This is a genomic window from Candidatus Accumulibacter similis, assembly GCA_013347225.1.
GTDB lineage: Bacteria > Pseudomonadota > Gammaproteobacteria > Burkholderiales > Rhodocyclaceae > Accumulibacter > Accumulibacter similis.
The window spans coordinates 3,745,241-3,758,192 of record CP054595.1; the positions used below are offsets into that span (position 1 = coordinate 3,745,241).

The window sequence follows — 12,952 nt, forward strand, 5'->3', positions numbered from 1 at the left end:
GCCGCACGCCGCGAACCGCTGCCAGGGAACGGCGAAGGTCCGGCAATTGACTGCCGTGTCCCCGCAATGACCCGAGCGATGCTACTCGTCGGGCGGTACGCAGAAGCTGTGTGCGGGATTGCCCCTGGCAATGCCGCTGTTGTCATCGCATTCGTAGCCGCTGTTGCCATCAACGGGACCGGGAAGCTGGCCGGGCGGGTTCTTCACGTCGGCGTTGCCGACCGTTCCGGCAGCTGGCTTGCCGTATGCGTGACCCCGACCGTTGCCGTTGCCCGATGGGTTGGTGACGTCGAAAGGATCGTATGGTCCATCCACATGTGCCCCTCCAGGGTAAGCAGGGACGGCAGCCGAGACCGAAGGCAAGGCACCAACAGCCGGGCCGATCCAGAGAGTAGTAGCGTTCATGGCTTTCTTCCTCCTCGGTGCGTGCTCCGCAACGGGTCAACGTCTGTGCGGGTATGCGAACGGGTCGCTGCAGTCCGCCGCCGCCGAACTCCGCAGTCAGCGGAGCACCAACGGCGACACGCCTCACAGCGTCTCGGGATTAGTAGAGGCAAGGCGCGGGCACGCCGCCGGGTGCATTGCCCGATAATGACCGTAGACTTCATTTTGCCGATGCGCGGCCAGTCGGCCGCCCGCCACGCGCCCGCCCCGCCGCCGGCGCCGCAAGCGGCGGCACCCGACGCAAGCCGCTGCCCGGCGGCTGGGCGTAGGGTACGAGTTGCTTCCGGCCGTTGCCGATCAGGTCGGCACGCCCCATCTGCCGCAGCGCCTCGCGCAGCAGCGGCCAGTTGTCGGGGTCGTGGTAGCGCAGGAAGGCCTTGTGCAGGCGGCGCTGACGGGCGCCGCGGGCGGTCTCGACGCTGCCGGAGGCGTGCCCCACCTTGTGCAGCGGGTTGCGGCGACTGTGATACATGGCGGTGGCGAGCGCCATCGGCGTCGGCAGGAAGGTCTGCACCTGATCGAGGCGGAAGTTGTTGCGCTTCAGCCAGAGGGCGAGATTGAGCATGTCCGCGTCGGTGGTTCCCGGATGCGCGGCGATGAAGTAGGGAATCAGGTACTGCTCCTTGCCGGCTTCCTTCGAGAACTTCTCGAACATCTGCCGGAACTGCTCGTAGGAACTCATCCCCGGCTTCATCATGTGCGCCAGCGGTCCCTCCTCGGTGTGTTCGGGGGCGATCTTCAGGTAGCCGCCGACGTGGTGCCGCACGAGTTCGCGCACGTACTCGGGGTCGCGCACGGCGAGGTCGTAACGCAGTCCGGAACTGATCAGCACCTTCTTCACGCCGGGCAGCGCGCGCGCCCTGCGGTAGAGCTGCAGCAGCGGCGTGTGGTCGGTGTCGAGGTTGTCGCAGATGCCGGGGAAGACGCACGACAGGCGGCGGCAGGCCGACTCGATCCGTCGGTCCTTGCATGCCAGGCGGTACATGTTCGCCGTCGGCCCGCCGAGATCGGAGATGATGCCGGTGAAGCCCGGCGTGCGGTCGCGGATCTCCTCGATCTCGCGCAGGATCGACTGCTCGGAGCGGCTCTGGATGATCCGCCCCTCGTGCTCGGTGATCGAGCAGAAGGTGCAGCCGCCGAAACAGCCACGCATGATGTTGACCGAGAAGCGGATCATCTCGAAGGCGGGAATCTTCGCCTCGCCATACGCGGGATGCGGTCGGCGCTGGAAGGGCGCGGCGAAGACGCCGTCCATTTCGGCAGTCGTGAGCGGGATCGGCGGCGGGTTGAGCCAGACGTCGCGCTCGCCGTGCGCCTGCACCAGAGCCCGTGCGTTGCCCGGGTTCGATTCGAGATGGAAGACGCGCGAGGCATGCGCATAGAGCACCGCGTCGGCCGCCACCTGCTCGTACGACGGCAGGCGGATCACCGTCTGCGCGCGCGCGAGCTTCGGCATTCGCGCGTAGCCCTGCCGGTGGAACTGGACGACCTGGCCGCCTGCCGGTGCCGCTCGTGCTGCCCCCTTGCCGGGGCCTTCGGCACAAGCCGCACCATCGGCAGCTGTGGCGGTCATGGCGTATGGATCGGCGTGGCGGATCAGCACCCCGGGCGTATCGACCGTCGTCGAGTCGATCTCGCTCCAGCCGGCTGCCGGCAACCAGCCGCTTGGCGCCATGAAGGCGCTGCCGCGCAGGTCGCGGATGTCGCCGATCCTCTCGCCGGCGGCGAGACGGTGCGCAAGTTCGACGACCGCCCGCTCGGCGTTGCCATAGAGCAGCAGGTCGGCCTTCGAATCGGGGAGCACCGAGCGCCGTACCTTGTCCGACCAGTAATCGTAGTGCGCGATTCGCCGCAGGCTGGCCTCGATCGAACCGATGACGACGTTGCTGCCGGGAAAGGCCTCGCGACAACGCTGCGCATAGACGACCAGCGCCCGGTCCGGCCGCCGGTTGGCTTCGCCATGCGGCGTGTAGGCATCGTCTGAACGTGGCTTGCGGTCGGCAGTGTAGCGATTGACCATCGAATCCATGTTGCCGGCAGTGACGCCGAAGAACAGATTCGGCCGCCCCAGGGCGCGAAAGGCAGCCGCCGACAGCCAGTCGGGCTGGCTGATGATGCCGACGCGGAATCCCTGCGCCTCGAGCAGGCGGCCGATCAACGCCATGCCGAAGCTCGGATGGTCGATGTAGGCGTCGCCGGTGACGACGATGATGTCGCACGAATCCCAGCCGAGCGCATCCATCTCGCCGCGCGACATCGGCAGGAACGGTGCGGTGCCGAAACGGCTGGCCCAGTTCTTGCGCCAGGAGAAGAGGCTGCGCGGGGCAGCGGCGGTTACTGCTGCGGGCTGAGGGTTCATGGGGCGGCGATTCTACAGCAAGCGCCGGCGCGCGCCGGCCGAGCCAGCCGCGCCGGGAAGCAGCGGCGGTGGCCGGCGGCGACTGCAGTGACTGCCGGCGCTGCCGTGCAGACGGCCGACAGCGCCTCGCAGCCGCCGCTCAACGCCCGCCCAGGGCGCGGATCGCCGCTGCGATGTCGCGCGCGAGCGCGGCAATCGCCCGACTGTGCGCTGCCGCCAGCGCGTCGTAGTCGCCGTCCTCGCCTGCCGGCGCCGCTTCGCTCAGCGTGCTGCGGCCGCTCGTCGCGGTGCCGTCGGCCGCCGTGCTGCGGACCACCCAGACGGCGTCGAGGATGCTGCCCTGGCCACGTACCGAGTCGAAGCGCCGGATGTCGACGCTGACCCGGTACGCCGGGTCGAAGCTCCCGGCCAGCGGCCCGCTGACGACTCGCGGCGTGCCGAGCAGGATCGCCAGGTCGTCCGCCAGCGTGCGTGCAATGCTGCTGGAAAGCGGCGCCGCCCAGCGGTTGAACTCGTCGACGGACACCCGGTTGGCGCCCTTGTGGACGACGAACTGCGGTCGGTCCACCGCCGCCGGCACGGCGACGCTGTCGACCGCCACGACGTCGCTCAACGACGCGCTCGCCGGGTCGGGAACGGCCGTCACTGCCAGCGCGTAGAAGCGGGCCGGCGGCGATGCGCAGCCCGCCAGCGCCAGCAACAGGGCCAGAACCAGGCCGACGACTCCTGCCGCACGCACTCCGATCATTCCTGTGTCTCCTCGCTCTTGCCCCGCAGCAGCGCCTCCGGATGGCGCTCGAGATAGTCGGCCAGGACACGGATCGACTGCGCCGCGCGCCTGACCTCGACGACAGTGGCCTGCAGTTCGGCCAGCAGTGGCGAATCGGGAGCGACCGCCTTGCCGGCACCGGCGAACGTGCGCTCGGCCGCCGCCAGCGTGCGCCGCGTCTCGGCGACGGTGCTCGCCAGCTCCGGCGTCAGCTCGCCGTCCCAGCGCTTGACCAGCGCATCGACATCCTGCAGCGTCTTCGCCAGCGTCGCCAGCGACTGCTGCAGGTCCCTGCCGATCGCCTCGAAGGGCAGCGCCTCGACCTTCGCCAGGATGCTCGTCAGGCGTGCCTCGATGTCGGTGAAACTGCCCTTGACCGACGGGAAGACCGGTGGATCGCTGTGCCAGTCGATCGTCGCCTTCGGTGCCTGCGGCACGTAGGTCAGCGCGACGTAGAGCTGGCCGGTGAGCAGGCTGCCCGGCTGCAACTGCGCCCGCAGGCCGCGCGCCACCAGCCCGTCCAGCAATGCGTGCCGCATCGCCGGTGTGATCGCCTTGCTGCCGCCAGTGAGCACCTGCGGATCGGCAAGTACGTCGAGGAAGCGCTGTGGATAGGCCGCCACCAGCACGCGCGCGCGCACCGAGACGTCCTTCTTCCGCCGATCCGCGTCCAGCCGGACCGAGACGACCTCGCCGACCGGCATGCCGAGAAAGGTCATCGGCGCACCGACCGCCAACCCGCGCACCGAGTCGTCGAAGTGCAGGACGTAGCGGATCGATCCGCGCTCCGGCGCCTTCATGGCCGACACCTGGTCGTCGAACAGTTCGAAGGTGGTGTCGGCCGCTGCCGGCTCGGCATCGGCGTTGTCCGCCGGCGTATCGAAGGCCAGGCCGCCAATCAGGATCGAGGTCAGCGACTCGGTCCGCACGTCGAGGCCGTCGGCGTTGAGCGAGACGTCGAGTCCGCTTGCCTGCCAGAAGCGCGTCTCGTTCTTGACGTAGCGATCGTAGGGAGCATTGACGAAAACCCGGATCGTCAACCCGCGACCATCGTCATCGAGCCTGTACGACGCCACCTGGCCGACCTGCAGCCGCCGGAAGTAGATCGGTGTGCCGAAGTCGAGCGAGCCGAGGTTGGCCGCGGTCAGCCGGAAATAGCGCCCTGGCGCATTGGCGGCGACGACTGGCGGCACCGCCAGCGCCGTGAACGAGCGTACCCGCTCGCTGCCCGTACCGATCTGCATGCCGATGTATGAGCCCGAAAGCAGGGTTCCGAGGCCGCTGACGCCACCAGCCGCGATGCGCGCACTGACGACCCAGAAGGCCGTGCCGTCGACGAGCCAGTCGCGTGCCGCCGGTGCCATCTGCACGCTGGCGAGAATCCGCTGCCGATCCGGCGCGACGCGCAGCGATTCGATGCGGCCGACGTCGACACCGTTGTACTTCACCGTCGTCTTGCCGGCCTCGAGCCCGTCGGCCGACGCGAAGCTGATCTCGATCGTCGGTCCCTCGGCGAGCAGCTTCTGCACGGCGATCCAGCCGCCGAGCACGGCCGCGATGATCGGGATGATCCACACCGCCGACAGACGGCTGCGCTTGCGCGCCGTCACCTCCGCCAGCGGCAGTTCGGGGGCCTGCGGCTCCGCCTCTCGTTCAGTCATGTCCGTGCCTCTCCTGGTGCGGCAGATCCCAGATCAGCCGCGGGTCGAAACTGTTCACCGCCAGCATCGTCACGACGACGACGCCGGCGAAGAAGATGACGCCAGCGCCCGGTTCGACCCACATCAACGGCCGCAACTGGATCAGCGCGACGACGAAGGTGTCGACGAAGACGTCGAGCATCGACCAGCGGCCGATGAACTTCAGCAGGCGATACAGGCGAACGCGCTGCCCGTTCGACTGCACCGAACCGCGCTGTACCGTCAGCAGGAGGTATGCGAGCGCGATCAGTTTGCCGAGCGGGATGGTGACACTGGCGACAAAGACGACAATCGCCAATGGCCACGACGTCGGCGACCAGAGTTCGACGACGCCCTGCATGATCGTGTCGCTGACGGCGCCGAGCGGCGTGTTGGTGGTCATCACCGGCAGCAGGTTGGCAGGAATGTAGAGCACCAGCGCGGTGATCGCCAGCGCCCAGCTGCGCTCGATGCTCGCGGGCCGGCGGCTGTGCAGCCGCTCGCCGCAGCGCGGGCAGTGGTCCATGCCGTCGGCCGCCGGCAGCCGGACGACGAGACCGCAGGCCTCGCAGCCGGCGAGCCCGAGCGAGCGAGCGCTGGCGGGTTCGGCGGTGCTCATCGCCGCGCCCGGGCGACGCCGCCCTCGTCGCTGCCGGCGGCCCATTCGATCCGCTCCCAGGCGAGACGCGGATCGAAGGTCGCGGCCATCGCCGCCAGCAGGAAGACCAGCGAACCGAGGACGAACAGCGCCAGCCCGGGAATCACCGTCGCCAGCTCGGCGATCTTGATCAGCGCGACGAGCACGCCGAGCAGCATGATCTCGATCATGCTCCATTCGCGAACGAACTCGTAGCCATGCAACAACGTCGCCACCCAGTGCGGCGCCGGCGGCCGGCGAACGGCGAGCACCACCAGCAGCAGGCAGGCAATTTCGATTGCCGGTGCGATGACGGCGGCGAAGAGGACGAGCATCGCCACCACCTTGCTGCCCTCGTGCCACATCGCGACGACGCCGCCGACGACGGTGGTGAACGCCTCGCGTCCGGCAACCGAGAGGCCGAGCATCGGCACGACGTTGGCGATCAGCAGCAGGATGGCGGCGGCCAGCGCCAGCGCCAGCGTCCGCTCGAGCGAGTCCGGCTTGTGTCGCCAGAGCGGCGCCCGGCAGCGCGCGCAGCGCGCAGTGTGGCGCGGCGGCACCGCCGGCAGCCGCTGCAGCAGGTCGCAATCCGGACAGGCCACCAGGCCGCGGTCGGCGACCGTGGCGTCAGAGACGGCTGCCACCGTCGCCGCCGGTCGGCCCGCGTGCGCCATCAGCCCGCTCTCCCGCCGCTCGTCATGGCGCCAGTTGCTGCAGGACGGCGCGCAGCGGCGCATCGGAAACACCGATCACCCCGTGATAGGGCTGATCCATCTCGAGGATCAGGAAGATCGCTGCCGCGATCGACAGCGCCACCAGCAGGTTGACCGCCATGATCGTCCGGCTGACCGCTGCGAAGAGGTTGATGCCGAAGCAGATGATCACCAGCCAGAGGAGCAGCACGGTGAGCAGCGGGATCGTCGTCGTGCTGCTGCTCTGGCTGCTCACGACACCGCCTGCCTGCGCCAGATTGCCGGTGAGCTGCAGCGCGCGCGCCAGTGCCGCCTGCTCTGCCGTGCCGGTCGGCGACAGCGTGCGCAGCATCTTCTCCAACTCGTGACAGCCGCGGCCACCGCTCTCGGGCAACGCGCGATGCTCCCACAGACGGGCGATCTCGGCCGACACCAGCGCACGCAAGCGGGCACGCGCCGGTTCGCCTGCCGGACCGAGTTCGCGCAGGTTGGCGTCGAGCTGCATGATCTGTGCCGCGGCCACTTCGATCTCGCGTGACACGGCGTCGAAAGACTGCATCTTCGAGGAGATGATCAGGCTCATCAGCAGCGCCGCCAGCGTTGACAGGAAGCCGATACCGATGCGCACCATCCATTTGGTGTCCTCGTCGAGATGCCGGCCGGGCAACCGGTCGCGCAGGACGGTGCCGGCGAGCGCGCCGCCGAGCACCGCCAGGGCAACGAGGGGAGCGATGACGAAGGGGTTCATCTGCCGCGGCGCCGCGGGCGGACACCCCGCAGCCTGCGGTGGATCATCGTCTGGTCATTGCTGGTCACGCGCTCTCCTCCTCGCCGCCCGGCGCACCGGCAGTGGCTGCCGCCGGCCGGCGCCTGCCCGGCAGTCGGCGGCCAATGTCGATTCTACTCCGTTGCCGCACTGCACTGGCTGCCGCCATACCGACCGGGCTCCACTTCGCGGCGGCTGCCACAAGGCGCCGCCGCAGTTGCCAAGCGCCCGTAAGCTTTCGCCCCGGCCCGCGACCAATCGGCTACCATTCCCAACAACCTGCGCCTGGAGCGCGTCCAATGCACCGCCATACCCTGCTGCAACGCTTGTCCGTCACCATCCTCCTGCTCGCCGGCCTGGTTGCGCCGCTGCCTGCCGCCGAAGCGCCGCTGCGTTTCGGCGTCGGCCTCTTCCAGCCGGACCGCGAGAAGAACGACGCCACCTACCGGCCGCTCGCCGACTTCCTCGCGCAACGGCTGGCGCGGTCGGTCGAGCTGCGCACCGTCGATAGCTGGGAAGGGCTAGCCAAATCGCTCGCCAACGGCGAGACCGACATCGCGCTGCTCGGACCCTGGGGCTACGTCCTCGCCAACCATGAGGCCGGCGCGCAGGCCGTCGCCACCATCCTCTACGACGGCAAGCCGGAGTACTTCGCGATCATGATCACCCATCCGGCGTCGGGAATCGCCTCGCCGGCGGACCTCAAGGGCCGGACCTTCGCCTTCGGTGACAAGGGTTCGACCTCCGGCTACCTGATCCCGCTGCACCATTTCATGCAGCAGGGGATCGATCCGGCGCGCCACTTCGGCCGCGTCCTGCACACCTCGCACCAGGCGATCGAGAAGCAGGTCAGCGAGCGCGTGCTCGATGCGGGCGCCGACTACAACCGCAACCGCAACGCAATGATCGAGCAGGGACTGATCCGCGGCGAGGATTCGAAGATCATCTGGACCTCGCCGCCGCTGCCGAACGACGCCATCGCCGTCAACAGCAGCCTGGCCAGCGACGCGGCCTTCGTCCGCCGGCTGCGCGACGCGCTGGCCGACGTCGGGCCGGCGCTGAAGACGCAGCCGAAGCTGCTGCCGGCGCACTACACCGGCTTTGTCGCCACCGACAACGGCTTCTACAAGCCGATCCGCGACGCCGGACTGGCGACCGGCAAGCTGCGCGCCAGATGAGCCGGGTGGCCGGCATGGCGCCGACGATCGGCCGCACGGACGGCGGCCGGCTGGGTTTTCTCGCGCTCGGACTGGGCTACCTGCTGCTGATCGCCGTCTGCCTGTGGAGCTTCGCCGCCAGCGGCGACCTCGGCGGCGGCCGCAACCCGCTCGCCAACCTGCAGAAGACCTTCGCCGAGTTCGCCTCGCCGAGCTTCCTCGATCTCTGGTTCGGCAACCCGCGACTCGAGTACCGCAGCGACGACGGCAGCCTGCTGCGCGTCGAGGACCGGCGCAGCGTCGAGGCGGCTTTCCTCGGCGAACTCGCGCAGGCGAGTTGGACCACCTTCCGCATCGCCACCCTCGGCTCGCTGCTCGGCGCCCTGCTCGGCCTGCCGCTGGCGCTGCTGACGGCACGCAACCTCGGCGCGCCGCGCGCCGCCGCCTGGCTTGCCAAGGCCACCCTCGACTGCATGCGCTCGATCCATACGCTGGTCTTCGGCCTCGTCCTCGTCGGCATCGTCGGCCTCGGACCGACCGCCGGCATCCTCGCCATCGCGCTGCATTCCTCGGGCACCTACGGCAAGCTCTTCGCCGAGTCGATCGAGAGCCTCGACATGGCAGCGATCGATGCCGTCCGCGGCGTCGGCGCCGGCCCGCTGCAGGTCTTCTTCAACGCCGTCTGGCCGCCGGTGCTGCCACAGTTCGTCTCCAGCCACCTCTACGTCTGGGAGTTCAACATCCGCGACTCGACGATCCTCGGCATCGTCGGCGCCGGTGGTCTCGGCCTGCTGATCAGCGAGGCGAGTGCGCTCTTCCAGTGGGGCCGGTTGTCGACCATCCTGCTCGTCGTCGTCCTGCTGGTCGCCTCCTTCGACGCGCTCAGCCGGCGGATCAGGCAGGCGCTGCAATGAATGCCGCCGTCGATGCCGCCAGCGGCATGCGGGGCGCGCCGCTGGTCGAGTTGCGCGGCGTCCGCTGCACCGCCGGCGGGCGGACGCTGCTGGCGGTCGATTCGCTCGCGATCACCGCCGGCGAGCGGGTCGCCATCGTCGGCCACAATGGCGCCGGCAAGTCGACGCTGCTGAAACTGGTCAGCGGCTTCGTCACCCCGGGCGAAGGGATCGTCACTGTCCTCGGGCAGCGGCTGCCACAGCCGTCGGCCGCCGCGCTGCGCGCGCTGCGCCGCGACGTCGGGCAGGTGATGCAGGGGCTGCACCTCGTCGCCCGCCTGTCGGCGCTCGAAAACGTCCTCATCGGCTGCCTCGGCAGGGTCGACGGCTGGCGGAGCTGGACGCGCTTCTTTCCCGCGGACGAGGTCGCCGCTGCCCGCCAGGCGCTGCACGCAGTCGGCATCGGCGATCGCTGTGCGACGCGCGCCGATCGCCTCTCGGGTGGCGAGCGGCAGAAGGTGGCGATCGCCCGCCTGCTGCTGCAACGGCCACGGCTGATCCTCGCCGACGAGCCGACGGCGGCGCTCGATCCGGCGGCTGCCGGCGAAGTCTGCGCGCTGCTGGCGAACGCGGCCGGCGCGGATGCCGGCGTGACCCTGCTCAGCGTCGTGCACAGCCCTGCCCTGCTGCCGCTGCTCTGCGAGCGAGTCATCGGCCTCGCCAAGGGCCGCATCGTTTTCGACCTGCCGCTGGCAGCAGTCGGCGACGGTGCCCTCGCCAGCCTCTACCGCCCGCCGACCCGGCCACTGCCACTGCCCGGGCCCGGCACGACGGCAGCCGTGCCGGCCGGAGTGGCTGCCGGGGTGGCGTCCGGTTCATGATGGGCTGCGAGCGATCGGGCGCTTTCAGCCACCCGCTTGCCGCTCCGGCGCCACAACCCCGGATCGTTGCTGCTGATGTTGACTGGTCTGGTCGATCTCACGGCGGCTCTGCAGTGTAGCCGCCGGAGCTTCGCCAAGCACGCCTGGCGGCGCCTGGAAGCTATGCGCGCGACCGGCGTACAGCCCCCGCGCCGAGCAGCGCCAGGCTGAACAAGGCCAGACTGGCGGGCTCGGGTAGCTGACCGCCACCAGCGGAATCGCCTTCGACGACGACATTGTCGATCGCGAAGCTCTCATCGTCGCCGCCCTGCCAACCAGCGCCGGAAGCGAAGAACTCGATCGTGTGCGCGCCAGCCGACAGGTTACCGAGCGATAACGCCACCTTATACCCCTGGTCACCCCAACCCGCGACCGCGACATTTGGCCCATAGACGAGGTTGCTCAGTTCCGGGCCCGTACTGGGGGAGCCGAAGATGTCGAAGTTCTTCGAGTAGATCGTCGTGCCGTCAAGCTTGACATTGAAAAAGTCGGGCCCACAACAATTGAATCCATCCCAGGAGTCGATCGCGGCGAGGTCGAAATTGAGCGTCACCGCGGTCGCGGCGCTGCCCAGAGAAAGCCCGAGCACCGACGAGGCGGCCGGATTTCCCAAGCTCGAATTGCGGAAATACTGGCTGCCGAAACCGTAGGCAGAAAAACCCTGCGACCCGGCCAGGAAACCTGCCCCCGACATGCCGGCAGCCGAGGCTTCAAAGTCGTTGGAGTAGAACACTGCGGCCTGGGCGGGCACCGCCAGCGCGGCGAGAAGGGCGAGGGTCAAGTTGGAAAGAAGTCTGGGCATCGTGGTCTCCGGAGAAGGTGTGGTCGGTTCGCCCGTGCTGGCTATACACGGAATGTATTCGAACCAGAGCAAACAGCGTGCCAGAATCCGCCATGAAATAAAGTTGTTTAATCATCAACTGATTGCGAATGTGTCAAGGGTTTGCCGCTGGCGGCGTGTAAAATGCGCCGACACTTGGCAACCTTCGTTGGCGGCGACAACGCCCCAGCGCACGCCGTCAATCGGCTGCGGCGACGGCGGGCGAGGCACCCGATCCGCAGCGTTGGCTGTTCTGGCGACGATGCTCGGCGGGTGAGCACGGATGTCGAATCAACATCACTGCAAATCACGGAGTATTACTCCACACCTCCAACCATGATCGAGCATGCTCCCACGTCGGCACTTGGCGGTGCTCCGGCACACACGCCCGCCCTGACGCTGCTCGGGCGGCACGAGGCAGGCATGACGACGCTCGCGCCAGTAGCTTCCGGGAACGGCAATGCGATCGACTTCGACCTCGAGCCGACGCCCTTCCACGTGCTGGAAGTTGGCGATCGATGCGCGCACGAAGACGGCGACCGGGTCGCCACGCGCGTGCGGGCGATCTCGCTGGCCCGGCTTGCCCGCGAACCGCGACTGGCGCACGCGGCGACATGAGCGCTTGCCGGAAAGGGTTCAGCGACCGGCGCCTCGCGCCGCCCGCAATGACGCGGACTGCCGGCCGCGTCTGCCCCCTCGCCTACCGCTACGGCGCCGCCGCCCTGGCGCGTGCGCCCGAGCGGGTGGTCGACACCCTCTATGTCGTCGGCGGCCTGTACGGCAACCTGCCAGCGCTCGCGCGCGTCAGCGCCCTGTTCGCCGCCGAGGGTGGCAGCGCGGCGCTCTGTTTCAACGGCGACTTCAACTGGTTCGACGTAGACGATGCCAGCTTCGTCGCGATCAATGAAGGGGTGCTCGCCAACGAGGCGATCATCGGCAACGTCGAGGCCGAACTCGTTGCACCGCAGGCTGGCGCCGGCTGCGGCTGCGGCTATCCCGAATCGGTGGACGACGCGGTGGTCGAGCGCTCGAACCGCATCCACGCCCGCCTGCAGGCGACCGCCACACGCCATCCGGCGATCATCGGGCGCCTGGCGAAGCTGCCGATGTTCGCCCGCTACCGTGTCGGCGAGGTGACGGTCGGCGTCGTGCACGGCGACGCCGATTCGCTGGCCGGCTGGCGCTTCGCGGCCGCCGCGCTCGACGACGTCGGCAATCGGCAGTGGATCGACGAGGTGTTTGCCGCCGCCGCGGTCGATATCTTCGCCAGTACGCACACCTGCCTGCCGGCGCTGCGCTCGTTCGGCGAAGGCCATCGGCCGCGCGTCGTCATCAACAACGGTGCCGCGGGGATGCCCAATTTCGCCGGCCAGCCGGACGGGCTGCTCACCCGGATTGCCCTCTCGCCGTCGCCACACCCGATGCTCTACGGCCTGCGTGCAGCCGGACTGCATGTGGACGCGCTGCCGATCGTCTTCGACGCCGGGCGCTGGCAGGAGCAGTTTCTCGCCAACTGGCCACCTGGATCGGCCGCCTGGTTGTCGTACTACGAACGCATCCGGAACGGGCCGCCGTACAGCCGGCAGCAAGCGATGCCGCCTGCCAGCGAGCCCCTGGCGTAGCCGGAGCGGGCGGCAACGGCCTCAGGTGATCCCCACAAATGGTCCTGGCGAGTGTCATCGCGTCATGGTCAGCCGCTAACCGACACCATCAGCGACACCGGCAGCTCTGCGGCTTCCCGATTCGCGGGATTCGCTCCGGTTGTCGGGCTTCGTTCCTCAGCCCGACTCCACGCGCCCGCACCCAGCCTGCG

The 12,952-nt window shown here is 69.0% G+C and carries 13 protein-coding genes; 5 read left to right on the forward strand and 8 right to left on the reverse strand.

What is annotated here, in order from left to right:
* Positions 1 to 81: 81 nt before the first annotated feature.
* The 7 genes from HT579_16455 to HT579_16485 form a co-directional block, all read right to left on the reverse strand.
* The gene (locus HT579_16455; GenBank protein QKS30367.1) at positions 82 to 405 is read right to left on the reverse strand and encodes a hypothetical protein; all 324 of its coding nucleotides are present in this window, start codon (positions 403 to 405) and stop codon (positions 82 to 84) included.
* A gap of 199 nt (positions 406 to 604) precedes the next feature.
* Positions 605 to 2,803: a YgiQ family radical SAM protein gene (locus HT579_16460; protein QKS30368.1), complete on the reverse strand. Its 2,199-nt coding sequence runs from the start codon at positions 2,801 to 2,803 to the stop codon at positions 605 to 607.
* Positions 2,804 to 2,942: 139 nt separating this feature from the next.
* Positions 2,943 to 3,551, reverse strand: a complete 609-nt coding sequence (locus HT579_16465) for a membrane integrity-associated transporter subunit PqiC (GenBank protein QKS30369.1) — start codon at positions 3,549 to 3,551, stop codon at positions 2,943 to 2,945.
* On the reverse strand, positions 3,548 to 5,233 hold the full coding sequence (locus HT579_16470; protein ID QKS30370.1) for an MCE family protein: 1,686 nt from the start codon (positions 5,231 to 5,233) through the stop codon (positions 3,548 to 3,550). The genes HT579_16465 and HT579_16470 overlap by 4 nt, the downstream gene beginning before the upstream one ends.
* Complete coding sequence (locus HT579_16475) at positions 5,226 to 5,870, reverse strand: paraquat-inducible protein A (GenBank protein QKS30371.1); 645 nt, start codon at positions 5,868 to 5,870, stop codon at positions 5,226 to 5,228. The genes HT579_16470 and HT579_16475 overlap by 8 nt, the downstream gene beginning before the upstream one ends.
* Positions 5,867 to 6,565 (reverse strand): paraquat-inducible protein A, encoded by a 699-nt coding sequence (locus HT579_16480; GenBank protein QKS30372.1) that lies wholly within the window; start codon positions 6,563 to 6,565, stop codon positions 5,867 to 5,869. The genes HT579_16475 and HT579_16480 overlap by 4 nt, the downstream gene beginning before the upstream one ends.
* A gap of 22 nt (positions 6,566 to 6,587) precedes the next feature.
* Positions 6,588 to 7,331, reverse strand: a complete 744-nt coding sequence (locus tag HT579_16485) for a hypothetical protein (protein ID QKS30373.1) — start codon at positions 7,329 to 7,331, stop codon at positions 6,588 to 6,590.
* A 317-nt stretch (positions 7,332 to 7,648) separates the two neighbouring features.
* On the opposite strand from HT579_16485, the gene HT579_16490 reads away from it, so the two are divergent.
* Genes HT579_16490 through HT579_16500 form a run of 3 tightly spaced genes read left to right on the forward strand, consistent with a single transcriptional unit; the run spans position 7,649 to position 10,280 of the window.
* The gene (locus tag HT579_16490) at positions 7,649 to 8,527 is read left to right on the forward strand and encodes a phosphate/phosphite/phosphonate ABC transporter substrate-binding protein (protein ID QKS30374.1); all 879 of its coding nucleotides are present in this window, start codon (positions 7,649 to 7,651) and stop codon (positions 8,525 to 8,527) included.
* A gap of 14 nt (positions 8,528 to 8,541) precedes the next feature.
* Positions 8,542 to 9,420, forward strand: coding sequence for a phosphonate ABC transporter, permease protein PhnE (gene phnE / locus HT579_16495; protein ID QKS31677.1), 879 nt, complete (start codon positions 8,542 to 8,544; stop codon positions 9,418 to 9,420).
* Positions 9,421 to 9,446: 26 nt separating this feature from the next.
* Positions 9,447 to 10,280, forward strand: a complete 834-nt coding sequence (locus tag HT579_16500; protein ID QKS31678.1) for an ATP-binding cassette domain-containing protein — start codon at positions 9,447 to 9,449, stop codon at positions 10,278 to 10,280.
* A 160-nt stretch (positions 10,281 to 10,440) separates the two neighbouring features.
* On the opposite strand, the gene HT579_16505 is transcribed toward HT579_16500, so the two are convergent.
* Positions 10,441 to 11,121, reverse strand: a complete 681-nt coding sequence (locus tag HT579_16505) for a PEP-CTERM sorting domain-containing protein (GenBank protein ID QKS30375.1) — start codon at positions 11,119 to 11,121, stop codon at positions 10,441 to 10,443.
* A 441-nt stretch (positions 11,122 to 11,562) separates the two neighbouring features.
* On the opposite strand from HT579_16505, the gene HT579_16510 reads away from it, so the two are divergent.
* Together HT579_16510 and HT579_16515 are read left to right on the forward strand one after the other, a co-directional pair.
* Positions 11,563 to 11,757: a hypothetical protein gene (locus tag HT579_16510; protein ID QKS30376.1), complete on the forward strand. Its 195-nt coding sequence runs from the start codon at positions 11,563 to 11,565 to the stop codon at positions 11,755 to 11,757.
* A 47-nt stretch (positions 11,758 to 11,804) separates the two neighbouring features.
* Positions 11,805 to 12,761, forward strand: coding sequence for a hypothetical protein (locus tag HT579_16515; protein QKS30377.1), 957 nt, complete (start codon positions 11,805 to 11,807; stop codon positions 12,759 to 12,761).
* Positions 12,762 to 12,952: the final 191 nt, after the last annotated feature.